This is a genomic window from Micromonospora sp. NPDC023966, assembly GCF_040639095.1.
Classification (GTDB): Bacteria; Actinomycetota; Actinomycetes; order Mycobacteriales; family Micromonosporaceae; genus Micromonospora.
In genome coordinates this window covers 103,273-129,672 of sequence record NZ_JBEZZJ010000014.1, presented here as the reverse complement: position 1 = coordinate 129,672, position 26,400 = coordinate 103,273, and the positions used below count along the sequence as shown (strand labels likewise).

22 protein-coding genes and 1 pseudogene are annotated in these 26,400 nt (G+C 72.8%); 8 read left to right on the top strand and 15 right to left on the bottom strand.

The window, feature by feature from the left end; genetic code table 11:
* Window positions 1-19: 19 nt before the first annotated feature.
* The 6 genes from AB0F68_RS19685 (at window position 20) to AB0F68_RS19660 (ending at window position 5,126) form a co-directional block, all read left to right on the top strand.
* Complete coding sequence (locus tag AB0F68_RS19685) at window positions 20-1,723, top strand: bifunctional 3'-5' exonuclease/DNA polymerase (RefSeq protein ID WP_357340254.1); 1,704 nt, start codon at window positions 20-22, stop codon at window positions 1,721-1,723.
* Window positions 1,724-1,866: 143 nt separating this feature from the next.
* The gene (locus AB0F68_RS19680) at window positions 1,867-2,460 is read left to right on the top strand and encodes a nucleotidyltransferase family protein (protein WP_357340127.1); all 594 of its coding nucleotides are present in this window, start codon (window positions 1,867-1,869) and stop codon (window positions 2,458-2,460) included.
* A gap of 59 nt (window positions 2,461-2,519) precedes the next feature.
* The gene (locus AB0F68_RS19675; protein ID WP_357340125.1) at window positions 2,520-3,278 is read left to right on the top strand and encodes a hypothetical protein; all 759 of its coding nucleotides are present in this window, start codon (window positions 2,520-2,522) and stop codon (window positions 3,276-3,278) included.
* Window positions 3,279-3,423: 145 nt separating this feature from the next.
* A complete protein-coding gene (locus AB0F68_RS19670; RefSeq protein WP_357340120.1) occupies window positions 3,424-3,648 on the top strand; it encodes a GntR family transcriptional regulator in 225 nt (74 codons plus the stop codon).
* 68 nt (window positions 3,649-3,716) lie between these two features.
* Window positions 3,717-4,049, top strand: coding sequence for a TfoX/Sxy family protein (locus AB0F68_RS19665; RefSeq protein WP_357340116.1), 333 nt, complete (start codon window positions 3,717-3,719; stop codon window positions 4,047-4,049).
* A gap of 36 nt (window positions 4,050-4,085) precedes the next feature.
* Window positions 4,086-5,126, top strand: coding sequence for a phosphotransferase (locus AB0F68_RS19660; RefSeq protein ID WP_357340114.1), 1,041 nt, complete (start codon window positions 4,086-4,088; stop codon window positions 5,124-5,126).
* 3 nt (window positions 5,127-5,129) lie between these two features.
* Here AB0F68_RS19660 and AB0F68_RS19655 read toward each other — a convergent pair whose 3' ends face one another.
* From AB0F68_RS19655 to AB0F68_RS19590, 14 genes and pseudogenes are all read right to left on the bottom strand, one after another.
* Window positions 5,130-6,533 (bottom strand): GH1 family beta-glucosidase, encoded by a 1,404-nt coding sequence (locus AB0F68_RS19655; protein ID WP_357340112.1) that lies wholly within the window; start codon window positions 6,531-6,533, stop codon window positions 5,130-5,132.
* Window positions 6,530-8,752 carry an alpha-xylosidase gene (yicI, locus tag AB0F68_RS19650; protein WP_357340110.1) on the bottom strand — a complete coding sequence of 741 codons (2,223 nt, stop codon included), beginning with the start codon at window positions 8,750-8,752 and terminating at the stop codon, window positions 6,530-6,532. Before yicI ends, AB0F68_RS19655 begins: the two co-directional genes overlap by 4 nt.
* On the bottom strand, window positions 8,749-9,627 hold the full coding sequence (locus AB0F68_RS19645) for a carbohydrate ABC transporter permease (RefSeq protein ID WP_357340108.1): 879 nt from the start codon (window positions 9,625-9,627) through the stop codon (window positions 8,749-8,751). Before AB0F68_RS19645 ends, yicI begins: the two co-directional genes overlap by 4 nt.
* Window positions 9,627-10,601, bottom strand: coding sequence for a sugar ABC transporter permease (locus tag AB0F68_RS19640; protein WP_357340106.1), 975 nt, complete (start codon window positions 10,599-10,601; stop codon window positions 9,627-9,629). The genes AB0F68_RS19645 and AB0F68_RS19640 overlap by 1 nt, the downstream gene beginning before the upstream one ends.
* Window positions 10,602-10,668: 67 nt before the next feature.
* A complete protein-coding gene (locus tag AB0F68_RS19635; RefSeq protein ID WP_357340104.1) occupies window positions 10,669-11,970 on the bottom strand; it encodes an extracellular solute-binding protein in 1,302 nt (433 codons plus the stop codon).
* A gap of 37 nt (window positions 11,971-12,007) precedes the next feature.
* On the bottom strand, window positions 12,008-13,123 hold the full coding sequence (locus tag AB0F68_RS19630; protein WP_357340102.1) for a LacI family DNA-binding transcriptional regulator: 1,116 nt from the start codon (window positions 13,121-13,123) through the stop codon (window positions 12,008-12,010).
* Window positions 13,124-13,256: 133 nt separating this feature from the next.
* Window positions 13,257-14,186, bottom strand: coding sequence for an amidohydrolase family protein (locus AB0F68_RS19625; protein ID WP_357340093.1), 930 nt, complete (start codon window positions 14,184-14,186; stop codon window positions 13,257-13,259).
* Window positions 14,183-14,992 (bottom strand): metal-dependent hydrolase, encoded by an 810-nt coding sequence (locus AB0F68_RS19620; protein WP_357340091.1) that lies wholly within the window; start codon window positions 14,990-14,992, stop codon window positions 14,183-14,185. The genes AB0F68_RS19625 and AB0F68_RS19620 overlap by 4 nt, the downstream gene beginning before the upstream one ends.
* An 861-nt stretch (window positions 14,993-15,853) precedes the next feature.
* Window positions 15,854-15,976, bottom strand: a complete 123-nt coding sequence (locus AB0F68_RS19615) for a hypothetical protein (protein ID WP_357340269.1) — start codon at window positions 15,974-15,976, stop codon at window positions 15,854-15,856.
* A 10-nt stretch (window positions 15,977-15,986) separates the two neighbouring features.
* Window positions 15,987-16,616 carry an RNA-guided endonuclease TnpB family protein gene (locus tag AB0F68_RS19610; RefSeq protein ID WP_357340089.1) on the bottom strand — a complete coding sequence of 210 codons (630 nt, stop codon included), beginning with the start codon at window positions 16,614-16,616 and terminating at the stop codon, window positions 15,987-15,989.
* Entirely contained in the window at window positions 16,606-17,367 is a 762-nt protein-coding gene (locus AB0F68_RS19605) for a helix-turn-helix domain-containing protein (RefSeq protein ID WP_357340087.1), read from the bottom strand. Before AB0F68_RS19605 ends, AB0F68_RS19610 begins: the two co-directional genes overlap by 11 nt.
* Window positions 17,364-17,594 (bottom strand): annotated as a pseudogene (locus AB0F68_RS19600) (IS607 family transposase); the annotation flags it as partial. The pseudogene AB0F68_RS19600 and the gene AB0F68_RS19605, both read right to left, overlap by 4 nt.
* 321 nt (window positions 17,595-17,915) lie before the next feature.
* Entirely contained in the window at window positions 17,916-19,241 is a 1,326-nt protein-coding gene (locus AB0F68_RS19595) for a glycosyltransferase family 4 protein (protein WP_357340085.1), read from the bottom strand.
* A gap of 128 nt (window positions 19,242-19,369) precedes the next feature.
* Window positions 19,370-21,313, bottom strand: coding sequence for an amylo-alpha-1,6-glucosidase (locus AB0F68_RS19590; protein ID WP_357340077.1), 1,944 nt, complete (start codon window positions 21,311-21,313; stop codon window positions 19,370-19,372).
* Window positions 21,314-21,355: 42 nt separating this feature from the next.
* Here AB0F68_RS19590 and AB0F68_RS19585 point away from each other — a divergent pair, with 42 nt between their 5' ends.
* Window positions 21,356-24,058: a glucosidase gene (locus AB0F68_RS19585; protein WP_357340075.1), complete on the top strand. Its 2,703-nt coding sequence runs from the start codon at window positions 21,356-21,358 to the stop codon at window positions 24,056-24,058.
* A gap of 93 nt (window positions 24,059-24,151) precedes the next feature.
* Here AB0F68_RS19585 and AB0F68_RS19580 read toward each other — a convergent pair whose 3' ends face one another.
* Window positions 24,152-25,489, bottom strand: coding sequence for a hypothetical protein (locus tag AB0F68_RS19580; RefSeq protein WP_357340073.1), 1,338 nt, complete (start codon window positions 25,487-25,489; stop codon window positions 24,152-24,154).
* A 209-nt stretch (window positions 25,490-25,698) separates the two neighbouring features.
* Between AB0F68_RS19580 and AB0F68_RS19575 the strand changes: the two genes are divergently transcribed.
* A complete protein-coding gene (locus AB0F68_RS19575; RefSeq protein WP_357340071.1) occupies window positions 25,699-26,397 on the top strand; it encodes an HAD family hydrolase in 699 nt (232 codons plus the stop codon).
* The last annotated feature ends 3 nt before the right edge of the window (window positions 26,398-26,400 follow it).

Below are 26,400 nucleotides of genomic sequence, written 5' to 3'. Positions count from 1 at the left end.
TGCCCGGTCCCTCCCACGTCTGTCGGAGGGGCCGGGCAGAATCGCGTCCGTGCTGGTGGCGGTGGAGTCGGACGAGCGGGGCGGCGGAGTGCTGCAACCGCTCGACCCGGCCGGCCGCCCCACCGGCCCGGCCGAGCCGGTGGCCGATCTGGCCGCCGCGGTGGCCGCCCGGGAGGCCGCCGACCGGCCCCGCTGGGTCTGGGCCACCGGCGCCACCCTCTACCCGGCGCTGCTGCGCGCCGGCGTCCGGCTCGACCGGTGCCACGACGTCGAGCTGACCGAGGCGCTGCTGCTCGGGCACGCCGGCCGCTGGGGCGAGCCGCGCTCGCTCGCTGCGGCCTGGGCCCGGCTCACCGGGGCGCCGGTCCCGCCGGACCCGGCGCCCCGCCCGCCGGAGCCGCCCGGCCACGGCCAGGGCGCGCTCTTCGACGCGCCGTCCGGCCCGCCCGGCCCGGGCGTCGCGGCGTTGACCCGGGTGTACGCGGACCAGCTCGCCCGGATCGCGCGGACCGGGCACCCCGGCCGGTTCCGGTTGCTGGTGGCCGCCGAGTCGGCGGGCGCGCTGATCGCCGCCGAGATGGGCGCGGCCGGGCTGCCCTGGCGCGCCGACGTGCACGACGCGATCCTGGCCGACCTGCTCGGCGAGGCGTCCCCGGTCGGCGGGCCGCCCCGCCGGCTGGCCGAGCTGGCTGCCCGGATCGCCGAGGCGTTCGGCGTCCGCCAGGTGCACGCCGACTCTCCGGCCGAGCTGCTGAAGGCGTTCGCCCGGGCCGGCGTGGAGGTGCCGAACACCCGGGCCTGGGTGCTGCGCGGGGTGGAGCATCCGGCGGTGCCGCTGGTCCTGGAATACAAGGAGCTCTACCGGATCTGGACGGCGCACGGCTGGGCCTGGCGCGACGCCTGGGTCTCCGGCGGCCGCTTCCACCCGGAGTACGTGCCGGGCGGCGTGGTCTCCGGCCGGTGGGCCACCCGGGGCGGCGGGGCGTTGCAGATCCCGAAGGTGATCCGGCGGGCCGTGGTGGCCGACCCGGGCTGGACCTTCGTGGTGGCCGACGCGGGCCAGCTCGAACCGCGGGTGCTCGCCGCGGTCTCCGGCGACGAGCGGCTGGCCGCCGCCGGGGGCGCCGGTGACCTCTACGCCGCGCTGGCCCGGGACGCCTTCGCCGGTGACCGGGCCCGGGCCAAGGTGGCCCTGCTCGGCGCCATGTACGGGCAGACCGGCGGCGCCGCGGTGCCGGCCCTGGCGGTGCTCAGGAAGAACTACCCGACCGCGTTCGGCCACGTCGAGGCGGCCGCCCGCACCGGCGAGGCGGGCGGGCTGGTCCGGTCGTGGCTGGGGCGTACCTGCCCGCCGGGGTCGGCCGGCTTCGACGACGGCGACGAGGCGGCGGCGGACGCAGGGGCGGATCCGCAGAGCCCGCGCGCCCGGGCGGCCCGCTCGCGCGGGCGGTTCACCCGCAACTTCGTCATCCAGGCCACCGCCGCCGAGTGGGCCTCCACGCTGCTGGCCACGCTCCGCACCGAGCTGGCCGGCACCCGGGCAGAGCTGGTCTTCTTCCAGCACGACGAGGTGATCGTGCACTGCCCAGCCGAGGCGGCCGAGTCGGTCGCCGCCGCGGTCACCGAGGCCGGGGAGCGGGCCACCCGGCTGCTGTTCGGCGAGACGCCGGTCCGCTTCCCGCTCGACCTGTCCGTCGTGGACTGCTACGCCGACGCGGCATAGTCGGTCAATTTTCCGTTTTGCCCCGCTACCCGCTCCCGGGCGCGCTCGTTGGGCCCGGTGTGCGTACGACGGGACGGACCGGGCGCTGCTGCCTCCGGCCCATCCCCCAGGTCGAGGGGGCACCGCTGAACCGGATCGCAGGAATGATCATCGCCGCTGGTGGGGGCCGCCGGATCGGCGGGCCCGAGGCGCTGCTGCACCAGGGGAAGAAGCCGCTGGTCAGCCAGATGATCGACACGATGGCCGAGGCGGGCTGCGTGGAGGTCGTGGTCGTGCTGGGCGCGGCGGCGGACCAGGTGCGGCAGACGACCGACCTGACCGCCGCCACCGTGGTGGTCAACCGGGCCTGGGGGACCGGGGTCGGCTCCTCGATCCGGGCCGGGCTGGCCGCGCTGACCGACGAGACCATCGAGGCGGTCGTCGTGGTGCCGGTGGACATGCCCGGGCTCACCGCCGCGGCGATCCGCCGGGTCGCCGCCCTGCCCTACCCGGACGTGCTGGTCTGCGCCACCTACGACGGGCTGCGCGGCTACCCGATGCTCTTCGGCCGCCGGCACTGGTCCGGCATCGCCACGCTGGCCAGCGCCGACGTCGGCGCCCGGCCCTACCTGCTGGCGCACAAGGACCAGATCGTGGACATCGCCTGCGACTCGGTGGCCGACGGCAGCCGGATCGACAGCCCGGAGCTGATGGCGCTCTACGGCCTGAGCATCCCGGAGCAGCGGGTCGGCGTCTGAGGTGGGCTGAGTACCCGTACGGATGTGCCGGGTCCGCGGGGCGGCCGATACTCGTTGCCATGCGTCGACTCGTTACCGCCCTGCTGTGCCTGGCCGCGCTCGTGAGCTGCGCCAAGCCGGGCGCCGCGCCCGCGCGGGACGCCTCCTCCGGGGACACCCGCTGGGTCACCTACCAGGCTGACGTCACCGCCGTTCGGGTCAGCCCCGACCCGCGCTCGCTCGTGCTGACCGTGGCGCTGCTGGGTGACGCCGACGGATGCTCCCGAAGTCCGCGAATCACCTACTTCACCGAGGAGAACAACCGCATCTACGCCAACGTGGTGCAGGACTCGCGCCTGTCCGAGGTGGTAGGTGCCTGCCCCACCCACACGCCTGGCGAGGTGACGTTGACGGCTCCAGGGCCGATCGCCGGCCGCCTCGTCGTGCTCAACCAGGAGCCGTGGAAACGCGACGGTGCGGAGTACCGCCGCTGCGACCCGGCGTTCGGCTGCGATCCGATGCCGGCGGACCACTGTGACCCCGCGTGGATCAGCGTCGCCGTCCGCGGCATGGACGTGTCCCGGCACTCCGTCGGCTCGCCCGAGGGCTGCGACGGCGCCTGGCTGGTCATGACGGTGCCGTTCGATCCGGTGCCGTGCGGTGCCGAGGCGAGGCCGGGCTGCACGCCGTCGGTCAACGTGCGCCGCTATTTCCTGCGCTGGACCGGCGAGCGCGGCTGGGCCACGATCGCCAGTTCGACGGAGGCCGGTTGCGGACGTGTCCGCACTGCCGCGCCGGCCTTCCCGAGGAAGCTCTGCGCCGACCTGCCCAGGCCGTGACCGTCGACAGAGCTCTCCGTGGCCGAGGGGCGTAGGTCTCACTGTGGTCAAGTCCTCGGCGTCTTCTGTTACCTGGGTTGTCGGCTTGTCCTGATCGCCTCCGGGCTGGAAACATGATCTCCGCTGAAGTTCCGGAGAGCCGATCATGCCAACCAGACCACCGCACTACCGGCGCGTAGCGGATGACATCGAGGGCAGGATTCGTTCGGGCGAGTACGCGCCAGGGCAACAACTGCCGTCGGTCTCAGAGATCGGCGAGCTGTACAACGTGGCCCGGTCAACGGCCTATCGGGCAGTTAGGGAACTGCATGCTCGCAATCTGATCTACGGGCAGCAGGGCCATGGCGTGTTTGTCGCTGAGCCTGAATAGACGCAGCGTCGTCCCGATCTGTCCGTCCGGGCGGCCATCGGTGCTCACGTGGGTGTCAGGATGCGGGGATGCCGTATGACGAGAACCTCGCGAACCGGGTCCGAGAACTGGTCGGGCGCGAACCCGGACTTGCCGAGCGGCGCATGTTCGGTGGCCTGGCGATGATGGTGAACGGCAACATGGCGGTGGTCGTCCGTGGCGCCGGCGGCCTCATGGTCCGGGTCGACCCGGCGGAGTCCGAGCGGCTGGAGGAGGAGCCCGGCGCACAGGCGACGGTGATGCGGGGGCGGCCGATGCGTGGCTGGATCACGGTGGATCCATCGGCCTGCGCGGATGGTGCCGATCTGGCCCGGTGGGTTGATCGAGGGCTCCGCTACGCCGGGACCCTGCCCGCGAAGTGATGCGACCGCCTTCGTTCCGCCGGTAGGCTGCCCGCGATGACCCGCCCCCCGCCCGACCTCGTCCCCGCCGATGTGCCGGCAGACGGGTTGACCCACAACCCGCTCAACGGGGTGACCGGCGGCATCTGGCGGACCCGCCGGGACGGACGGCCGGCGGTGCTCAAGCTGATCACGCCGCCCGGTGGCGACGCCGGCCCGGCGCACTGGGCGGCGAGCGCCGATCCGGGGCACTGGAACTACTGGCGGCGCGAGGTCGAGGCGTACCGCAGCGGGCTCGCCACCACCGCTTGGGCTGGCGCGGGCCTGGCCGGGCCAGGCGTGCTCGCGGTCGAGGAGCGGCCGGACGGCACGGTCGCGCTGTGGCTGGCCGAGGCGGACGGACGGCCGGGGACCGCTGGCACGGTGGGCGACTTCGCCGAGCTGGCCCGCCGGCTCGGGGCCGCGCACGCCGACTGGCTGGGCCGGACCGGCGAGCTGTCCGGCCACGATTGGCTCGCCCGGGACTGGCTGCGCGACTACACGCTGAGTCGCCCGGTGACCGAGCCGGTGCCGTGGAACCATCCCGTCGCCGTGGCGGCCTGGCCCGCACCGCTGCGGGCCGCGCTGCGGGGGCTCTGGGAGCGGCGGCAAGAACTGCTGGCGGCCACGGACCGTCTTCCCCGTACCCTCTGCCACCACGACGTCTGGCCGACGAACCTGGTGCTGAGCGACGGCGGCCCGGTGCTGCTGGACTGGTCCTTCGTCGGGCCGGGGCCGATCGGTGAGGACGCGGCGAACCTCGTACTGGACACCTTCTTCGACGGTCTGGTCGACATCGCGCGCCTGCCCGAAGTCGCCGACGCCGTGCTCGCCGGCTACGTCGAGGGGCTGCGCGGCGCGGTCGACCCGGTGCTGGCGGCCCGTGCGGTCCGGCTCACCGGCGCGGCCAAGTACTTCTGGCTCGCACCGGTGATGCTCAACCGGGCCGGCGGCGCGACCGGCCAGACCTACGACCGGCGCGACGAGGCGGCGATCTTCGCCGGCCGCCGGCCGGTGCTGGAGCTGCTCGCCCGCTGGGCGGACGAGCAGCTCCGGTGACCGTCAGGCGTCCGGCAGCCGGTTCGTGGTGGCCAGGCGCCGGTACCAGTGGGCGCTGTCCTTCCAGGTGCGCGCCTGGGTCTCGTAGTCGACCCGGATGATGCCGAACCGGCGGTCGTACCCGTACGCCCACTCGAAGTTGTCCAGCAGCGACCAGACGAAGTAGCCGCGGACGTCGGCGCCCGCCGCGATCGCGTCCGCCACCGCGCCGACGTGCCGGCGCAGGTAGTCCACCCGCCGGTCGTCGTGCACCGCGCCGTCGGGGGAGACCACGTCCTCGAACGCCGCCCCGTTCTCCGTGATCATCAGCGGCTGGTCCGGGTGCTCCCGGTGCAGGCGCAGCAGCAGCTCGCTCATCCCGCCCGGGTCGATGTTCCAGCCCATCGCGGTGTGCGGACCGGGCTGGGGCAGGAAGTCGACGTCGCCGGCACCCACCCACGGGGTGTGGGCCGAAGCGCCGTGCCCGTCGGCGTCGGACCGGGGCGACGTCCCGTCCCAGGCCCGCACCAGGGTGCTGGAGTAGTAGTTGACGCCCAGCACGTCCAGCGGCACGGCGGCGGTCCGCTCGTCGCCGTCCTGCACGAAGGACCAGTCGGTCACCGCGGCGGTGTCGGCCAGCAGGTCGGCCGGGTACCCCCCGGTCAGCATCGGGCCGAGGAACGCCCGGTTGGCCAGCGCGTCGATCCGGCGTACCGCGTCGTGGTCGGCGGCCGAGTCCGAGGCCGGCCGGATCACGTGCAGGTTCAGCGTGACCGAGAGCAGGGCGGCCGGGGCCAGCTCGCGGACCCGGCGTCCGGCCAGGCCGTGCGCCAGGTTCAGGTGGTGCACGGCGGCCAGCGCCGCGGCCGGCTCGGTCCGGCCCGGGGCGTGCACGCCGGAGGCGTACCCGAGGTAGGCCGAGCACCACGGCTCGTTGAGCGTGGTCCAGGTGTGCACCCGGTCGCCGAGCGCCCCGACGATCCCGACGGCGTAGTCGGCGAACCGCAGCGCCGTGTCCCGGGCCGGCCAGCCGCCCGCGTCCTCCAGCTCCTGCGGCAGGTCCCAGTGGTACATCGTGGCGACCGGCTGGATGCCGAGCTCGAGCAGCCGGTCCACCAGCCGCGAGTAGAAGTCCACCCCGGCCGGGTTGAGCCGGCCGGCACCGCCCGGCTGGACCCGGGGCCAGGAGATCGAGAACCGGTACGCCCCGACCCCGAGCTCGGCCAGGTGGCGCAGGTCCTCCGCCCACCGGTGGTAGTGGTTGGCGGCCACGTCGCCGGTGTCCCCGTTGCGGGTCAGCCCCGGCGTGTGGCTGTAGGTGTCCCAGATGGACGGTCCCCGGCCGTCCTCCTTCGCCGCCCCCTCGATCTGGTAGGCCGCCGTGGCCGTACCCCAGACGAAGCCCTCGGGAAACTCGACCCTGCTCATCCCGTCACCTCCACCACGTATCCCGACGAAGACCCCGACACCAGCTCGGCGTCGGCCGCACCGTCCCGGTAGCGCACCTCGAACTCGGCGCCCGGCCCGCCGTCCGGGGCCGGCACCCGTACCCGGGTCCGCTGCCCCTCGACCGGCGCGAACAGCCGCAGCCGCACGCCGTCGGCCCAGGCGTAGTCCGGCCGGTCGTCGCGCGCCCCGGTCGGGATCACCGCGCCGGGCCGGACGAGCACCGGCACGCTGTCCGGGTCGTGCTTCTCGGTCACCCAGCCCGGGCCGCTCACCCGCTCGCCGGTGACCAGGTGGGTCCAGGTGCCGGCCGGCACGTAGTAGGTCACCTGGCCGTCCGCGCTCAGCACCGGCGCCACCAGCAGGTCCGGGCCGAGCATGTACTGCCGGTCGAGGTACGCGGTGGTCGGGTCGTCCGGGAACTCCAGCAGCATCGGCCGCATGATCGGCAGGCCCTCCCGGTGCGCCTCCTCGGCGGCGGCCGCCAGGTACGGCATCAGGCGCAGCTTGAGCCGGGTGAAGTGGCGCAGCACGTCCACCGCCTCGTCGTCGAACGCCCACGGCACCCGGTAGGAGCCGGAGCCGTGCAGGCGCGAGTGCGAGGAGAGCAGCCCGAAGGCGATCCACCGCTTGAACACCGTGGCGTCCGGGGTGCCCTCGAAGCCGCCGATGTCGTGGCTCCAGTAGCCGAAGCCCGACGCGGCCAGCGACAGCCCGCCGCGCAGCGACTCGGCCATCGCCTCGAAGGTGGACTCGCAGTCGCCGCCCCAGTGCACCGGGAACTGCTGCCCGCCGGCGGTGGCCGACCGGGCGAAGAGGACCGCCTCACCCTCGCCGCGTTCGGCCTCCAGCAGCTCGAAGACCGTCTTGTTGTAGAGGTAGGAGTAGTAGTTGTGCATCCGCTGTGGGTCGGCGCCGTCGTGCCAGACCACGTCGGTCGGGATCCGCTCGCCGAAGTCGGTCTTGAAGCAGTCGACGCCCATGTCGAGCAGCACCTTGAGCTTGCCGGCGTACCAGGCGGCCGCGTCCGGGTTGGTGAAGTCGACCAGCGCCATGCCGGCCTGCCACATGTCCCACTGCCAGATCGAGCCGTCCGGCCGGCGCACCAGGTAGCCGGCCTGCCGGCCCTCCTCGAACAGGTACGACCGCTGTGCGATGTACGGGTTGATCCAGACGCAGACCTTCAGGCCGCGCTCGTGCAGCCGGCGCAGCATGCCCTCCGGGTCGGGGAAGGTCGCCGGGTCCCAGATGAAGTCGACCCAGTGGAACTGGCGCATCCAGAAGCAGTCGAAGTGGAACACCGACAGCGGCACGTCCCGCTCGGCCATCCCGTCGATGAACTCGTTCACCGTCTTCTCGTCGTACGAGGTGGTGAACGAGGTGGACAGCCAGAGCCCGTAGGACCAGGCGGGCACCCGGGCCGGGCGGCCGGTCAGCGCGGTGTACCGGCGCAGCACGTCCTTCGGGGTGGGGCCGTCGATCAGGTGGTAGGTGAGCGACTGCCCCGCCACGCTGAACTGGGTCTGCGACACCACCTCCGAGCCGATCTCGAAGGAGACGTGCTCGGGGTGGTCGACGAAGACCCCGTGCCCGGCGCTGCTCAGGTAGAACGGCACGTTCTTGTACGCCTGCTCGCTGGCGGTGCCGGCGTCGGCGTTCCAGATGTCGACGGTCTGGCCGTTCTTGACGTACGCCCCGAACCGCTCGCCGAGGCCGTGGATGGTCTCGCCGACGCCGAGCGTGAGCCGCTCGTGCACGTACGTGCCGCCCTCGGCGTCGGTGACGATGCCGACGCTACGCTCGGTGGACGAGGTGACCAGCCGGTCGCCGCGCAGGAAGTCGACCCGCCAGCGGCCGGTGAGGGCCACCCGGACGGTCAGTTCGCCGGTGGTCAGCAGGGCGTGCAGCCCGGTGACCTCGACGTGCACCGGGTGCTCGGCGGAGTCGGCGAGGGCGAAGCGGGGCTGCTTGGGCAGCCCGCCGGTGTGGTGGCCGATGGTCACCCCGATCACCCCGGGCGCCGGGGAGAAGAACCGGACGGTGACCACCGGCCGGTTGAGGGTGTCGCCGCGTCCGGCGATCCGGCCGGTCGGGGCGAACACGGTGAATCCGCGCTCGTCCGGCTCCACCGACTCGACCGTGCCGGGCCGCAGCACGCGGACCCCGGGGCGCAGTTGCCAGTACCCGTCGGTGAACTTCATCGCTCGGCTCCTGCCGTGATGCCGCGCGCCAGGGTGCGCTGGAAGATGAGGAAGAACAGGATCGCCGGCACCAGGCTGAGCAGCGCGCCGGCGTTGGTGGTGGGGGCGTCCATCAGCCGGTCGCCCTGCAACGAGGCGAGCGCCACCGGGACGGTCTGGGTCTGGTTGTCGATGAGCATGACCAGCGGGATGAGGAACTCGTTCCAGGTCCAGATGAAGAAGAAGACCAGCAGCACGGCGAGGGTGGGTCGCAGGTTCGGCAGCACCACCCGCCAGAGGATCCGCCACTTGCCGGCGCCGTCCAGCGCCGCCGCCTCCAGCAGTTGGCGGGGGAAGGTGCTCAGCACCGAGGCGAGCAGGTAGGTGCCGAAGGCGCTCTGGATGACCGTGAAGATGATGATCACGGCGAGCCGGGTGTTGTAGAGCCCGGCCTCCTTGGCGAAGTGGTAGAGCGGGTAGACCAGCGCCTCCTGCGGCAGCATGTTGGCCAGCAGGAAGAGCCCGATGATCCAGAGCCGGCCGCGGACCCGGCCGATGCCCAGCGCGTACGCGTTCAGCAGGGAGACCAGCACGCCGGCCACGGCGACCGAGCCGGAGATGAGGACCGAGTTCCACAGCTTCACCGGGAAGTCGACCTGCTCCCAGTAGGTCCGCAACCCCTTGGTGTAGAACTCCGACGGCCAGCTCAGCGGGCCGTTCGTCGAGTAGTCGCCGGGGGATTTGAAGGCGTTGAGCAGCATGAACGCGAACGGCACCAGCATGGCCAGCGCCGCAACGGTGACCAGGGCGAGCACCGCCCAGCGGCCGGCGCCGCGGTCGTGCCGGTCCCGGACCCGTGGGGCCCGGCCGGCGGCCGGGGTGGTCGTGACGGCCATCAGAGCCCTCCGTCCCGTCGCTCGGCCCGGTTCTGCGCCCGGATGAAGAGCACGCTCACCGCCACGATGATCAGCGTGAGCACCATGGAGATCGCCGAGCCGTAGCCGACGTGCAGCTTCTTGAAAAAGGTGTAGTAGGCGAAGTAGGACGGGACGTTGGTGGCGTTCTCCGGCCCGCCCCGGGTGAGCGCGTAGATCGGCCCGAACACCTTCATGGCCGCGATGGTGCAGGTCAGCCCGACCACGAACGTCTCGGGCCGGATCTGCGGGAGGGTGATCGCCCGGAACCGGCGGAACCAGCCGGCGCCGTCCATCTCGGCGGCCTCGTAGAGCTCCGGGTCGACCCGTTCCAGCGCCGCCATGAAGACGACCACCGGATAGCCGATCTGCACCCAGATCATCACCGCCATCACCGCGGGCAGCGCGGTGTCCGGGTCGCCGAGCCAGTCGTGCCGCAGCGCGCCGAGCCCGACCGCGTCGAGCAGCCCGTTGAACGCGCCGTCCGGCCGCAGGATCCAGCCCCAGACGATGCCGGCCACCACGACCGGGAGCACCTGCGGCAGGTAGAAGGCGGCCCGCAGCGCGGCGGCCGTGCGGGGCCGGAACCGGCGGCCGATGGCGTCGAAGAGCACCGCGGCGAGCACCAGGCCGATCAGGGTGGGCAGCACCACCATGGCGACGATCATCGCCAGGGTGTTGCGGAACGAGGCCCAGAAGACGTCGTCGTGCAGCAGGTTCTGGTAGTTCTCCAGGCCGATGAAGGTGGGGTCGCCGACCCCGGACCAGCGGGTGAGCGAGAGGTAGCCGGTGTAGGCCAGCGGGCCGCCGATGACCAGCAGGAAGAGCACCGCGCCGGGGAGCAGGTAGAGCCAGTACGCCCGGTCGGGGCGGGGGCGGCGACGCCGGGCGGTCACCGCCGGCGGGGGTGGCGTGGTCGCGCGCTCGGGGGCGGCCACGGTGTCGGGCACTGCCATGGGAGGGTCCTTCCGCGGTGGGGCGGCGGCGCCCGGTCGCGCCGGGCGCCGCCGCCCCGCGCCGTCGTCAGTCGCGCTTGATCTCCGCGACGCCGTCCTGGTAGGGCTTGGCGATCGCGTCGAGCACCTGCTCGGGCGACTTGGACCGGTTGATCAGCCCCTGGAAGCCGGAGACGAGCACGTCGTAGTAGCCGGGCACCGGCCAGTCCGGGTAGAAGGCCAGGCCGTCCTGGCCGCTGATCGCGTTGAAGTTCTCAATCAGCTTCTTGTCCTTCGGGTCGCTGATCTTGGTCGGGTCACCGGCGACCGGGACGCCGCCGTTGTTGCCGATCAGCGCCTGGACCTCCGGGCGCAGCGTGATGTCGACGAAGTCGTACGCCAGGCTCTTGGCCTTGCTGCTGGCCGGGACCACCCAGAGGTTGCCCGACGAGCCGGCGTTGAGCTTGTTGCCGGGGAAGAGGAAGGTGTCCCAGTCGAACTTGATCTCGTCCTTGAACCGGCCGTACCACCAGCTGCCGGAGACGATCATCGGGGTCTTGCCGGCGATGAACGCGGTCCCCATGTCCTCCGCCTTCGCGCTGGCGGAGTCCTTCGACACGTAGCCCTTGCCCACCCACTGCGCGAAGGTCTCCGCGCCGTACTTCAGCGGGTCGGCGTGGAAGTCGACCGGGTTCTTGTAGAGCTGGTAGTCGTTCACGAACGCCCGGTCCGCCTTCGACAGGGCGAGCTGGTAGAAGAGCTGCCCGGCCGGATACTCGGCGCCCGCCGTGCCCAGCGGGGTGACGCCCTTGCCGACGAAGGTGTCCATCGCCGCGGTCATCTCGTCGAGCGTGGTCGGCACCTTGACGCCGTACTTCGTGAACAGGTCCTTGTTGTAGTAGACCATCACGTACTCGCCGTAGTTCGGCACGCCGAACCAGTTGCCCGAGCCCATCACGCCCTTGTCGTCGTAGCGGGCGGTGGTCTGCAGGCTGGGGCTGAGCGCCTTGTCCCAGCCGCGCTTGGTGGCCTCGCCGGTCAGGTCGGTGAGCAGGCCCTGGGAAGAGAGCAGGCCCGCGGTGGCGTTGCCCTTGTTGTACTCCATGATGTCCGGGCCCTCGGACGAGTTGATGATCATGCCGGCGTTCTGCTGGATCTGCTCGAACGCCTTGCGCTCGAAGCGGACCTCCACGCCGGGGTGCTCCTGCTTGAAGATCTCGATCGCCTTGTCCCAGGCGACGCCCATCGCGCTGTTGGCGCTCTCGTAGTGCCAGAGCTTGAGGACCTTCGCCCCACTGCCCTCTTCGCCGTCGTCGCCGCAGGCGGTCACGCCGGTCGCCGCGAGCGCGGCCACCACGGCCGCCGCGGCGACTCTCCGGAGTCGCTGCATTGCTAGTCTCCTTGATGAGTATCGAGCCGGTACTCCCTCAGGCCCGTCGTCGCGTGGCAGCGCGGCGGCGGGCTGCTTCCTCGGTACGCGCCGGCGCCGGCCTGGCAGGCCCGGCCCCGGTGGTGCTGTCGCCACCCGCCGCACCGGGTGGTCCGCTCGAGCCGCGGACCTCCAGGACGCAGGGGAGCAGTTGCTGGTGGATCTCGCCGCTGCCGGCATCGAGGTGCCGCAGCAGCGTCTCGACCGCGATCCGGCCCAGCGCGGAGCCGGGTGAGGTCATCGCGGTCAGCGCCGGTGTCGCCAGCTCGGCGACCTGGGGTGAGGTGACCATCGAGATCACCGAGACGTCGCCCGGCACGCTCAGACCCCGCCCGACCAGCTCCCCGAGGATGCCGAAGACGGCGTTCTCGTTCATGGCGAGGACCGCGGTGAGGTCGGGCGCCCGGCCGAACGCGTCGCTCAGCGCGGCCCGCCCGCCGGCCGCACTGTCCTCCGCGGCGATCATGAGTGGATCGAGGCCGTGCCCGGTCATCGCCGCCACGAAGGCATCCCGGGTGCGCAGCGCCGGGCCGTAGCCCTGCGCGATGGTCGCCGTGGAGTGGTTGACGTAGACGATCCGCCGGTGCCCAAGCCCGACCAGGTGGTCGACGGCGTCCCGGACCGTGCGGTCGAAGTCGATGTCGACGTACGACAGGCCGGTGGTGTCGGCAGTGCGCCCGATCAGCACCAGCGGGACGCCCAGCTCGCGCAGCAGGTCCACCCGGGGGTCGTCGAGCTGCACCTCCATGAGCAGCGCCCCGTCGATCATCCGCTGGCTGGCCAGCCGGCGGAGCTCGTCGCTGTCACCCGCGCCGATCGGGGAGAGCACCAGGTGGTAGCCGGCGGCGCTGGCGGCGGCCGCCGCGCCGGTGACGAAGGCGGTCTCGGTGGCGCCCAAGCCGCGCTCGTCCATCGGCATGAGCAGCCCGAGGATCCGGCTGCGCCGGCTGGCCAGCCCCCGGGCCATCGCGTTGGGCTGGTAGTCCAGGTCCGCCATCGCGGCGTGCACCTTGTCCCGGGTGGCCTGGGAGATCGGGCGGGCGCCGGTGAGCACGTACGACACGGTGCTGACCGACACGCCGGCGCGGCGGGCGACGTCCTGCATGGTGGCCATCCCACACCTCCTCCGGCGCTTCCGGGCGGTTGTCGAAGCGCTTCGACGAAGCGTTTCGACAGCAAGGTAGGCCAGGTGTTGCGGGCACGTCAATAGCCGGTGACAAGATGCCGCCGCCGGCGCGGCGGCCGGCTCAGGCCAGGTCGAACAGCGTGGCGGCCGCGTCCCAGCAGACCGCCCGCAGCCAGTCGTCGCCGAGGTCGAGCCGGGCCAGCCCGGTCAGCTGGCTGGCGTACGGGTAGGGGATGTTCGGGAAGTCGCTGCCGAGCAGCACCTTGCCGGCCAGCCCCAGCTCCCGCAGCCGCGGCAGCTCCGCCGCGGGAAACGGCACGAACCGGTCGAAGAACGAGGTGAACGCCATCGTGGTGTCCAGCCGCACGTGCCGGTACCGCTCGGCCAGCTTCAGGAAGGCCGAGTAGTCGGGCGCGCCCAGGTGCGCCACGATCGCGGGCAGCCCCGGGTGCCGGGAGAGCAGCGCCGCGAACGAGGCCGGTCCGGTGTGGGCGGTGCCGACCGGCGCGTGCCCGGCGTGCACCACCACCGGCACGCCGGCCTCGGCCAGCAGCCCCCACACGGCGTCCAGCGCGGGGTCGGTCGGCGCGAAGCCGCCCACCTGGACGTGCACCTTGAACACCCGGGCGCCGGCCGCCAGGGCGTCCGCCACGTAGCGCGCGGCCGCCGGCTCCGGGAAGAAGGTCGCCGAGGGCAGGCAACCCGGCGTACGCGCCGCGAACTCCAGCGTCCAGGCGTTCAGCGACTCGGCCATGCCGGGCCGGTGCGGGTACGCCAGCGCGGTGAACGCCCGCACGCCGAGCCGACGCAGGTGCGCCACCCGCGCCGCGTCGTCCCACCGGTAGCGGATCGGCCACTCGGTGCCGACCAGCGGCCCGGCCGCGTCGAAGTACGCCCACACCTTGCGCAGCATGCGGGGCGGCAGGAAGTGGGTGTGCACGTCGGCGAGCCCGGGCAACCCGAGCCGCCACCAGAACTCCGGCACGGCCGCGTCCTCGGCCGGCGGCCCGGTGTGGTCCGCCGGCCCCTCGCCGTCCACCGGGTCCGTCACACCTCGATATTGAACCGGTGCAGCACCGAGGGCGCGACCAGCCCCACCGCGGCGAGCACGGCGAGCACGGTCAGCGCCGCGCGCAGCACGATCGTCTCGGCCTTGCTCCCGGTACGCAGCGCGATGCCGTTGGGCAGCCCGATCATCAGCCACATCCGCCGCTTGATCGGGATGGGCCAGAGGATCGGCACCCCCGCCTTGGTGATCATGTCGCCGAGGATGTGCACGAAGCAGCCCACCCCGACCGCGGTGCCGATGAGCGGATAGCCGCGGTCGCCGGGCAGGTTGGCGAAGGTGAACCAGGCCGCGGCCGCCGACAACAGGGTGACGACCACCCAACCGGCCCGCTCGGCCCACTCGTCGAAGAGCCCGCGCAGCGCCAGACCGATCATGAAGAAGAGGATGCTCACCACCGCCCACTTGCCGTACGCGGCGCAGAGCGCGGTGGTGCCCCAGCCGACCAGCAGGGTGAACGGGAGGGTGTGGGTCAGCGTCCGGTGCCCGTTGTTGCGACGCGGATCCCGGCTGAGCTTGGTCGCGTAGTAGACGCCCAGCGAGATCTTCTCCATCACCTCGGCGATGAAGAGGCTGAACACCCCGAACGTCCGGGCCACCGTGGCGCCGCCCTGGTTGCGGGTCACCTTGCCGGAGAGGTCGAGGTCGGGGAAGAGTGCCCCGCCCGCGCAGACCGCGGTGCCGACCGCCAGCGCGAGCGGCGTCTGGTGATAGTCGGCGAACTGGTCCAGCGCCCAGGAGCCGGCCAGCCACACCGCCGCGCCGGACAGCGCGTGGGACGGTCCCATCATCTCGGCTCGCCCTCCCCAGAGATCTTGATCGACAAAACTACGCCACTGTAGTTAGGCATCGCGTCCCGGGGCATCACCCGGACGGTCCACTGGGGAGGGGTTCGCGGACCGGCCCGGCGGGCGCCGCCGAACCACCAGGAAGTATGTCGTCCCGACCCCGCGGCGCCGGGGCGTCTGTCGGTGATGAGACGCTGGCGCACCACGAGCCGATGTTCAACCGCCCTCTGGCGGACCTTCGAGCGACAGCGATGCAAGTGGCAGGTTGGCTCTGCCCAGTGACCCGTGACTGAATCGAAGCCCGGTGCCGGGTATCTCATTCACGAACAGCTCTGAAGGAAGGTCAGACAACGCAGCCGACGCGGACGGAGGCGAGCTGGGCGTAGCGGCTGCTGGTCATGGTGGGCCTCGTTCTGCGCGCCCATGGGCGGCCGAGGGGCACGGGTGGGTTTGCGCGGCCGATTGGCGTGGTGGCGGCAGGTCCGCCACGCTTTTCGGCGCCGCGTCAAGCTGAGGCGCGGCCTCAGCCAAAGCAGGCACATAGCGCCTTCCGTTATCGCGGGCCGGCGGCCCTTCAGCCGCAGCAGCCGCCGCCCGGGCGGGCTGTGGGCCGAACCGGGGCCGCGGTCTCCTTGTCTGGTCCGCTGGCTCGTTACGACCTGCTCTTCGAGCCGAAGACCTATGAATTCCTCGGCTGGCAGGTCCAGCCGACGCCGGCCGCCCGGCAGAGCAGCTACGGCGCGAAGTCGTCCTCAGCCTCGCCGTCGTCGACCGGCCCGGGCAAATGCCCTAGCGACAGCCTATTGAACAGCCGTGAGCGGAGGCGACACCGAAGCATCGGTCACCCTCGCTCACGTCATGACGTCACGGCCAGTACTGCGCGGTCAGCGTGGCCATCGCGGTGCTGCGGGCGTACGGGGACCGGCCCTCCACGGCCGCGTGCAGGGTGGCGCCCAGCGACCAGAGGTCTGCCTCGACGCTGGACACCCGTTACCTCTCAGTGCGCTCTGGGGAGCACACGGTGGGTAGTCCCGCCTTGCGGTGAGACGGTCCCGGTCTGACCCGCCGTGGCGGTGCCGGGTTCACGCTTCACTGCCACCTGCCCGCGTACGCGGGTCTTCTGGTTGGCTCCACGTGCTGCCACCGGGCCACTCCCGGCGGTGTCGTACTCAGCCGCCAGAGCGGCCAAGTTGAGGGCGGCGTTAAGGTCACGATCTATGGCCAGGCCGCACGTCTGGCAGGTGTAGGTGCGCTCGGACAGGGCCAGTTTGGTTTTCACCGCGCCGCAACCCGAACACGTTCTGCTCGATGGATACCAGCGGTCGGCGACGACAAGCCGACCACCGTTCCACTGCGTCTTGTAGGTGAGTTGCCGTCGCAGCTCGCCGAAGCTGGCGTCGGCGATGTGCCGGGCCAGGCGCCGGTTGCGCAGCATCCCGGCGACGTTGAGGTCTTCCATCACGATCGCGCCGTGCTCGCGGGTGAGGCGGGTGGTGAGCTTGTGCAGGCTGTCGCGGCGCAGGTTCGCCACCCGGGCGTGGGCCCGAGCGAGCCGGGCAGAGACGCGCTGCCACCGGCGCGAAGGGCGCTGGCCGGTGCGCCGGTCCGGGCCGGCCTTACGCGACATTGACCTGCCGAGTCTGCGGAAGGCGGCGCTGGGCGTCGCTAAGGTGGCGTGGGTTCGGCTCTAGTTCGCCGGTTGACAGCACGGCGAGGTGCTTGACGCCGACGTCGACACCGACCGTCGAGTCGGGACGGGCCGGTACGCAGACGACCCGCTCAACCTCGACGCAGAAAGACACATGCCACCGGCCGCCGTCACGCCGAACGGTGGCCGACATGATCCGGGCGGTGGCGTTGTCGATACGCCGGGCCAGCTTTCGGGCGGACTCGTGTAGCTTCAACCGTCCCAGCCGGGGCAGCACCACATGCTTACGGTCCGACTCGACCCGGATCGTGCCGGTGGTGAACCGCACGGTCGGTGTGGTGCGGCGGCGAGACTTAAACCGCGGGAAACCGACCGGACGGCCGGCCCGCCTACCGCTGCGGGAGTCCGACCAGTTCTTCAACGCGCGGGCGAGCGCGTCGAGGCCGGTGTTGAATGCTTCCTTCGAACACTCCCGCCACCACGGCGCGACATCAGTCTTCGCGGCGTTCCACGCCTTACGCAACGCAGGCAGCGACCAACTGACCGCCGGGGTCAACAACTCCTCCGGCACACCATAGGTGCGTTCTGCCGCCCGTTGGCCCATCACCGCCTTCACCCGGGCCAGCGCCCAGTTGTGCGCGACCCGGGCGGCCCCGGCGTGCGCGAGCACGTCGCGCTCCTGCGACGGGGTCAGGTCGAGGGCGAAACGGTACGCCTGGACCGCCTTCACGACGTGGCCTCGGTGACCGCCTCGACAGCACGACGGGCGCGGTTCGCCGCCACGCGGCGGCCATACAGGCGGACGCACAGCGACGTCAGGATCTCGGTCACGTCACCCACGAGGTCGTCGTCCACCTCGGCGGGGTCGACCACCAGGAGCCGGCGGCCCTGCGCGGCGAGAGCGGCCTCGACGTACTCGGCACCGAACCGGGCGAACCTGTCCCGATGCTCGACCACGCTCGCCGAAACGGCCGGGTCAACGTTCGGGTGGCTGAGCCCGGCGGCCGTCCGCGCCTCACGGAGCGTCCGGCCGCGCAACTCGTCGCGTTCGTGCGGGGCGAGCCGGGCCGGCGGCACCACCTGCTTCACCGCCACCTCGCGGTGCAGCATCTCGTCCCGGGCCCGCCAGACCCGGCCCATCCCGCCGCGTCTGACCAGGTCGAGCAGGTGGTACCGGCCGGCGATCACTACCTGCTGCACCGCACTCCTCACCGCTGGTGGATGTCCACAATAGCCAACGGATCGGGGGACACCTATCGCCCGTGCGGGCGGCCCGGCTCAGCTCGCTGCCCCGGCCAGCAGGTTCCCGTCGGGGATGGCGATGGCGGATCGGCCACCGGCCGGCAGCGCCGTCGCCCGGCGGGCCTGGAACGCGCCGTGCTCGCGGCGGGCGGTGGCGTAGCTGCCGGCGGTCCGGGCGGCGATGGCGGACCAGGCGTAGCGCTCGGCGACCATGGTGCGGGCGCGGCGGGCGACCCGGCGGGCGAAGACCTCGTCGCCGAGCAGCCGGTCGACCGCGCCGGCCAGCGCGTCCGGGTCGCCGTGCGGGAAGGTCACCCCGGTCACCCCGGGCTCGACGATCTCGGCCAGGCCGCCGGTCTCCGCCACCGCGAGGGGCGCGCCGGCGGCGGCCGCCTCCAGGGCGATCATGCCGAACGGCTCGTAGAGGCTCGGGACCACTGTCGCGTCGGTGGCGCCGAGGACCGCCGGGAGGTCGGCGGCGTCCAGGAAGCCGGCGAACTGGACGGTGTCGGTGAGGTGCAGCCGGCGCGCCTGGTCGACCAGCTCCTCCCGGTAGGGGCCGTCGCCGGCGATCACCACCCGCAGGCCCGGGTGCCGGTCGCGCAGGTACGGCACCGCGTGCATCAGGTGCTGCACGCCCTTCTCGTACACCAGCCGGCCGGCGTACCCGACCAGCGGGCCGGCCCCGGCGAACCGGGCCCGGGCGGCGGAGACGGCTCGGGGGCGGGCGTGCCAGGCCCGGTGGTCCACCCCGTTGGGCACCACGTCGATCCGCCCGGCCGGCACGTCGAACAGCCGGGCCACCTGGTCGCGCATGTAGCCGGAGCAGGCGATCACCCGGGCCGAGGCGTTGCTCAGCCAGTGTTCGACGCCGTGGATGGTGCGGTTCATCTCCGCCGGCAGCCAGCCCTGGTGCCGGCCCGCCTCGGTGGCGTGGATGGTGGTGACCAGGGGCAGGTCCAGGTGCTCGGCCAGGGTGACCGCGGTGTGCGCGACCAGCCAGTCGTGGGCGTGGACGACGTCGTAGTCGCCGGCTTCGGCGGCGCGTAGGGCGGTCCGGGTGAGGGTGTGGTTGAACGCCATGGTCCAGGCCAGCAGCGAGTCGGTGGCGAGCGGGAACCGGACCGGGTCCTCGGCGGCCCGCAGGACGCGCACGCCCTCGGCGTACTCCTCCAGAGGGGCGCCCTCGGCGTGCCGGGTGACGACGGTGACCTCGTGGCCGGCGGCGGCCAGCGCGATGGAGAGCGCGTGCACGTGACGGCCGAGGCCACCGACGAGCACGGGCGGGTACTCCCAGGAGAGGATCAGCACCCGCTGGCGCCGGGCGGGCTGGATGTCGATCACTTCGGCGTCAGCGGACATGCGGCCCCCTCTGAGTTGTGGTTCCCGCACCGCGACGGCACCGCGTGGGGCGCGTCGTGGGGTCGCAACCCATCCTGCCCAGCGGTCGATAACCAGCGGAGACGCGCCGGTTGCCGGTCTGTAACGTGTTACCGGCGCAGCCGTCGGACGCGCAGCAGCTCGGCCACCGACCACGCCTGGAACGGGCAGCCGGTGGCGGCGTGCGGGGCGAGCCCGTCGGCCGTCTCGCTCACCGAGCCCAGGCCGTACTCGGTCAGGTGCCCCTCCAGCCCCACCAGCAGGTCGTCGGCGGGCAGGCCGGCCCGGCGGTACGCGTCGACGAACGGCCCGATCAGCCAGGGCCAGACGGTGCCCTGGTGGTAGCCGGAGTCCCGCTCGGCCGGGCCGCCCCGGTGCCACCCGACGAAACCGGGGGAGTCGGGGGAGAGGCTGCGCGGCCCGAGCGGGGTGAACAGCCCTTCGGCGACCCGGCGCAGGGTGACCTCGTCCGGCTCCAGCGGCGCGTACGGCAGCGACCAGGCGAGCAGCTGGTTGGGGCGGAGCAGGTCGTCGTCGTGGTGCGGCGCCCCACCGAGCGGATACGCGGGCGCCGGCGCGTCCACCACGTCGTGCAGCCAGCCGGCCGGCGTGGGGAAGCGCTCCCGGAACGCGGCGGCGGCCCGCGCGTGCCGCCCCCGGAGCTCGGTGGCGTCCCGCCCGGCCAGCTCGGTCAGCTCGGCGAGCCCGGCCAGCCCGTTCACCCAGAGCGCGTTGACCTCGACCGGCTTGCCGGTGCGCGGGGTGACCGGCACCCCGTAGACCCGGGCGTCCATCCAGGTGAGCGCGACGTCGGGCGGGCCGCCCTGGGTGAGCAGCCCGTCGGCCGGGTCGACGCCGATGCCGTAGCGGGTGCCCGCCACGTGCGCTGCCACCACGCCGTGCAGCGCGGGCAGCAGCTCCGCGCCGAGGTCGGTGTCGCCGGTGACGGTGACGTGCCGGTTCACCGCGTGCAGGAACCACAGCGTCGCGTCGACCGTGTTGTGCTCCACCCGCCCGGTGTCGGCGGTGTTCGCCAGCATCCCCTCCGACAGCGTGGCCGCGTACGCCCGCAGCAGCTCCCGGCCCTCGTCGCCCCGGTTGGTGCGGAGGAGGAGTCCCTCGTAGGAGGTCATGGTGTCCCGCGACCAGGCCCCGAACCAGGGGTAGCCGGCCACCACGTCCGGGCCGGTGCGGGTGCGCACCACGAACGCGTCGGCCGCCAGGGCGAGGGTGGCGTCGACGTCGTCGTCCGGTTTCGCCGCGGCCACCACCGCCCGGTGGCGACGCCGGGCCGCCTCCACCAGCGCGGTCGCCGGCGGCGGCTCCTCGGCCAGGTCGTCCGCCCAGGCCAGCACGGACACCTCGGCGCCGGGCTCGTCGAGGGCGCCGGAGAACCGGCCCGCGTACCAGAGGTCCTCGTCGGGGTGCAGCCCGCGCGCCGCCTCCTCCCGATGGTGCGCGCCGAGCCACCAGCGCCCCTCGGGGGTCCAGTCGGGCCCGGCCAGCCGGAAGGCGCCCTCCACCACCGCCCCGCCGGCCGCCTGCTCCAGCCGCGGGGTCGGGCCGTCCGCCCGCCGCTCGCCGTGCGCGTCCCGCCAGGTGCAGGCCGCGGCCAGGTCGAGCCGGACCGGGCCGCCGGAGATCAGTCGGTGCACCACCGCCACGCAGGACCGGCCGTACGCCATGGCGATCTCCCGCTCGATCACTACGTCGCCGACCCGCCAGCGCCAGCGGGGCACCCCCTCGGTGAGGTCGAAGCGCTCCAGCAGCTCGAAGCCGCGCGGGTCGACCACGCCGGAGGACCACTCGTGCGCGCCGAGCCGGACCTGCCGCCCGGACGGCAGGGTCACCGCCGGGTCGAGGCTGACCAGGCCCACCTTGCGGGCGGCCGGCGTATCCCCGGCCACCACGAGCAGCCCGTGGTAGCGCCGGGTGCGCAGCCCGGCGACCGTGCCCATGGCGTAGCCGCCCCGCCCGTCGGTGACCAGCCACTCCCGGGTCGACGACGCGGACAGGTCTCCGCAGACCTGCGGACCGAAGCGAATCTCGATCAACTTTCCTCCACCACCGGCGGGGTGTCACCCGCCACGACGACAATGGCCCCTGTGGTCAAGTACCCCGGCGGCGTCGAAGATGTGCAGGTGATCACCGACCGTCCGAACTCCGCGACCCCCGACCCAGAGCGGCACCGGCTCGCCCAGGCCGACGCCGGGGAGCAGGACTGGCGCGCATGGGGTCCCTATCTGTCCGAGCGGGCGTGGGGGACGGTACGGGAGGACTACAGCGAACACGGCACGGCGTGGGACTACTTCCCCCACGATCACGCGCGGTCCCGAGCCTACCGGTGGAACGAGGACGGCATGGCGGGCGTCTGCGACGACCGGCAGACGTTCTGTTTCGCCCTGGCCCTGTGGAACGGGCGGGACCCGATCCTCAAGGAGCGGATGTTCGGCCTCGGCGGCGACGGCGGCAACCACGGGGAGGACGTCAAGGACTACTGGTGGTACGAGGACTCCACGCCCACCCACTCCTGGATGCGCTGGCGCTACCACTACCCGCAGGCCGCCTTCCCCTATGACGAGCTGGTCGCGGTGAACGCGCTGCGCGGCCGGGACGACACCGAGTACGAGCTGGTCGACACGGGGATCTTCGACGACGACCGGTACTGGGCGGTCACCGTCGACTACGCGAAGGCGTCCCCGACCGACCTGTGCGTGCTGATCACGGTGGCCAACCGGGGGGACACCGACCAGACCCTGCACGTGCTGCCCACCCTATGGTTCCGCAACACCTGGGCGTGGGGGCTGCCCGGCGGCGACCGGGTGCCCCGGCTGGTGGCTGACGGCTCCCGGCTGGTCGGCGAGCACTGGGTGCTCGGCCAGCTCCTGCTGGAGGGCGACGGCGCGCCGACGCCGCTGCTCTGCGACAACGACACCAACGCCGAGCGGCTGTGGGGGCTGCCGGGGCGGTCGGCGTACCCGAAGGACGGGATCAACGACCACGTGGTGGCCGGCGCGGACACCGTCAACCCGGACCGGGAGGGGACCAAGGGCGCGCTGCACTACGTGCTGGACGTGCCGGCCGGCGGGCAGCGGCAGATCCGGCTGCGGCTCACCCGCACCGCCCCGCCCCCGGCGAGCCCCCCGCCGCCCCCGGCCGATCTCGGCGACGGCTTCGACGCGGTGCTCTGGGCCCGGCGGGCCGAGGCGAACCGGTTCTTCGACAGTGTCATCCCGGCCGCCGCGAGCCCCGACGAGGCGCTGGTCGCGCGGCAGGCCATCGCCGGGCTGATGTGGGGCAAGCAGTTCTACCACTTCGATGTCAAGCGCTGGCTGGAGGGCGATCCGGGCTCCACGCCGCCGCCGGCCGGCCGCCGGCACGGGCGCAACAGCGCCTGGTGGCACATGAACAGCTTCGACGTGATCTCCATGCCGGACCCGTGGGAGTACCCCTGGTACGCCGCCTGGGACCTGGCCTTCCACTGCGTGACCATCGCCCGGGTCGACCCCGGCTTCGCCAAGGAGCAGCTGCTGCTCCTGCTCCGCGAGTGGTACCTGCACCCGAACGGGCAGATCCCGGCGTACGAGTGGGCGTTCGGCGACGTGAACCCGCCGGTGCACGCCTGGGCGGCGCTCAAGGTGTTCGAGATCGACGGCTGCCGGGACCACGAGTTCCTGGCCCGGGTGATGCACAAGCTGTTGCTCAACTTTACCTGGTGGGTCAACCGGAAGGACACCGGCGGCAACAACGTCTTCGAGGGCGGCTTCCTCGGGCTGGACAACGTCGGCCCGTTCGACCGCTCCGCCGCGCTGCCGGTGGCCGGGGTGCTGGAGCAGTCCGACGGCACCGGCTGGATGGCCATGTACGCGCTCAACCTGCTCGACATGGCCATCGTGCTGGCCGAGCACGACCGGGCGTACGTGGACACCGCGACGAAGTTCTTCGAGCATTTCGCGTACATCGCGGCGGCCGCGTACGACCAGGGGCTCTGGGACGACGAGGACGCGTTCTTCTACGACGTGCTGCGGCAGGCCGACGGTACGAAGGTGCCGCTGAAGGTCCGATCGGTGGTGGGGCTGCTGCCGCTGGCCGCGGTCACCCGGCTCACCGCGCGCACCCTGCACCGGCTGCCCGAGCTGGGCGCCCGGCTGCGCTGGTTCCTCACCAACCGTCCCGAGTACGCCGAGGTGATCGGCGCCCGCCGGCTCGGCCCGGACGGCCGGCAGCAGCGGCTGCTCTCCATGGTCGGCCCGGAACAGGTGGTCCGGCTGCTCGCCCGGATGCTCGACCCCGACGAGTTCCTCTCCGAGTACGGGCTGCGCACGCTCTCCCGCGCCCACCTGGACAAGCCGTTCACGGTGACCCTCGGCGGCCAGGAGTTCAGCGTCGGCTACGAGCCGGCCGAGTCGACCAGTGGCCTGTTCGGCGGCAACTCCAACTGGCGCGGCCCGATCTGGATGCCGACCAACTTCCTGCTGGTCAGCGCGCTGCGGGACTACGCCGCCTTCTTCGGCGACGACCTCCAGGTGGAATATCCGACCCGGTCCGGGGTGAAGCGCACCCTCGACGAGATCGCCGACGACCTGTCGGCCCGGCTGATCTCGCTGTTCACCCGGGACGGCTGGGGCCGGCGGCCGATCTACGGCGCGGCGCAGCTCTTCCAGACCCACCCGGACTGGCGGGACCTGATCTGCTTCCCGGAGTATTTCCACGGCGACAACGGCGCCGGCCTCGGCGCCTGGCACCAGACCGGGTGGACGGCCCTGGTCGCCGACCTGATCCTCACCCTGCGCCGGTGACGGTGGGGCGCGACGGAACCGCCGCGTCCCAACCGCTTCAGAGGGCCGTTGTTCGCGACTGCGGGGCTCGCGGACCCGGCTCACTCCTCGCGCTCACGGCAGCGGGAGGAACGCCACCCGGGCGTGGTACTCGCCGGCCACCGTGACGGTGTCGCTGCCGACCCAGAGCCCCCGGTCGGTGGCGTACAGCTCGGCGGTGCCGACGCCCCGGGTCTTGGTCGGGTTCCAGGCCAGCGCCTTGCCGGTGGTCGGGTGGATGGCCCCGATCCCCGGGCGGGACACCGCGCCCGCGCCGGCCGAGTCGCGCCCGTACGGGTTGTCCAGCCAGCGCTGGTGGCCGCCGACGTAGACCGCCGCGCCGGTGATCGCCACCGAGAGCAGCGTGTCGCCGCCGGTGTAGTTCACCCAGGTCGGCTGCTTGGCGGCGGTCTCCGTGCCGAACTCGAAGCGGGAGGCCGCGTCGCAGAGCGTGCCCGGGAACGCGGCACCGGTGGTGACCGCCACGAACCAGGTGCCGTCCGGGGAGATGTCCACCCCGCGCAGGTAGGTGGGCGTGGATGCGGCGCACTGCGGCTGATAGCGGAGCGTCGACCAGCCGGAGAGCGTCGCCCCGGTGTCGCTCAGGTTCGCCACCGCGAGCTGGTGGCGCGCCACGCCGGCGACCGAGCTGAAGTTGCCGACGAAGACCAGCCGGCGGCCGTCGGCGGAGACGTCCAGCGCCTCGATCTTGACCGGCGCGGTGACCCCGGAGGTGGTCCTCCGGGGACCCTCGATGCGCAGGTTGACCGACGCGTCGGCGGCGCCGGTGGTGGCGTTCAACGCGGCCAGCGCCCGCCGGGTCACCCCGCCCACGGTCTGGAACGCCCCGCCGACGATCAGCCGGTTGCCGACCAGCCGCATGTCGTTGACCTGGTTGTTGAGCGCGGCCGGGGCGAACCCGGCGACCCGCGCGCCGGTGGCCGCGTCGATCCGGGCCACCCGCGGCGCGGCCACGCCGTTGACCGTGGTGAACGCGCCGCCGATGTAGAGCGAGCGGCCGTCCGGCGCGGCGGCGAGCGCCTTCACCGTGCTGTTGACCACCGGCCGGAACGTGGTGTCGATCTTTCCGGTGGTGGCGTCGAGGGCCACCAGCCGCGGCATCGCCAGCTGGGCGGTCTGCCCGGCGTTGCGGACCTTGGTGAACGAGCCGGCCATATAGACCCGGTTGCCGATCTGGAGGATCCGGTACACGGTGCCGTCGAGCGCGTGCGGCGTCCAGTCCACCGGGTTCGTGCCGACCACTGTGGAGTGCACCGCGTTGACCGCGAGGGCCGGGGACGGGGGGACCGCGCCGCCCGCGGCGGCGAGCGCGGCCACCACGGCGGTGGCCGCCCTCCGGCGACGCCGGCGCCGGGCCGGGGTCGCGCGGGGCTGATCGCGTGAGGTCGTCATCGATGAAGCATGCCGCCCGGGCCCTGGTCCGCGCAGTCGGGTTCCCGCCGCCCGTCGCACGGCGTTCGGCCAGTCCGGACGGTCCGTCCGGCTGGGGTGATCTTGTCGGCCAGTCCCGGTGCGGGACCGCCGGGGTGCCGGAAACCGGGCTGCCGGGGCGACCGGCAGGCAGTACCGTGTCCCGGTCCGGCACACGGGAGGAGTAGGCGATGCCACAGCGCCGGGAGGCCGCGGTGCTGGTCTTCGACGCCGACGACACGCTCTGGGAGAACAACGTCCTCTTCGAGCGGGTGATCGACGACTTCCTCACCTGGCTGGACCATCCGACGCTGGACCGGACGGAGATCCGGGCGGTGCTCGACGACATCGAGCGGGCCAACGCGGTCGCGCACGGCTACGGCAGCAAGGTCTTCCTCCGCAGCCTGGGGGAGTGCCTGGAGAAGCTGCGCGCGCGCCCGGCCACCGACCGGGAGCGCGCCGAGATCGACGACCTGGCGGCGGCGCTTGTCGGCCACCAGGTCGAGCTGATGCCCGGCGTGGCGGAGACCCTGGACGACCTGGCCACCCGGCACGAGCTGCTGCTGCTCACCAAGGGCGAGCGCGAGGAGCAGCAGCGCAAGCTCGACGCGTGCGGGCTGCTGCACCACTTCCGCGCCGCGCACATCGTGCCGGAGAAGAACGCCGACACCTACCGCTGGCTGGCTCGGGAGCACGCCTTCGATCCGGCCAGCGCGTGGATGGTCGGCAACTCCCCGCGCTCGGACATCCTGCCGGCCCGGGCCGCCGGCCTGAACGCGGTCTTCATCCCCAACGAGAACACCTGGGTGCTGGAGCACGACGAGCTGGACCCGTCCGACCCCGGGGTGATCCGGCTGGCCGCGTTCCCCGACCTGGTCCGGCACTTCTGATCC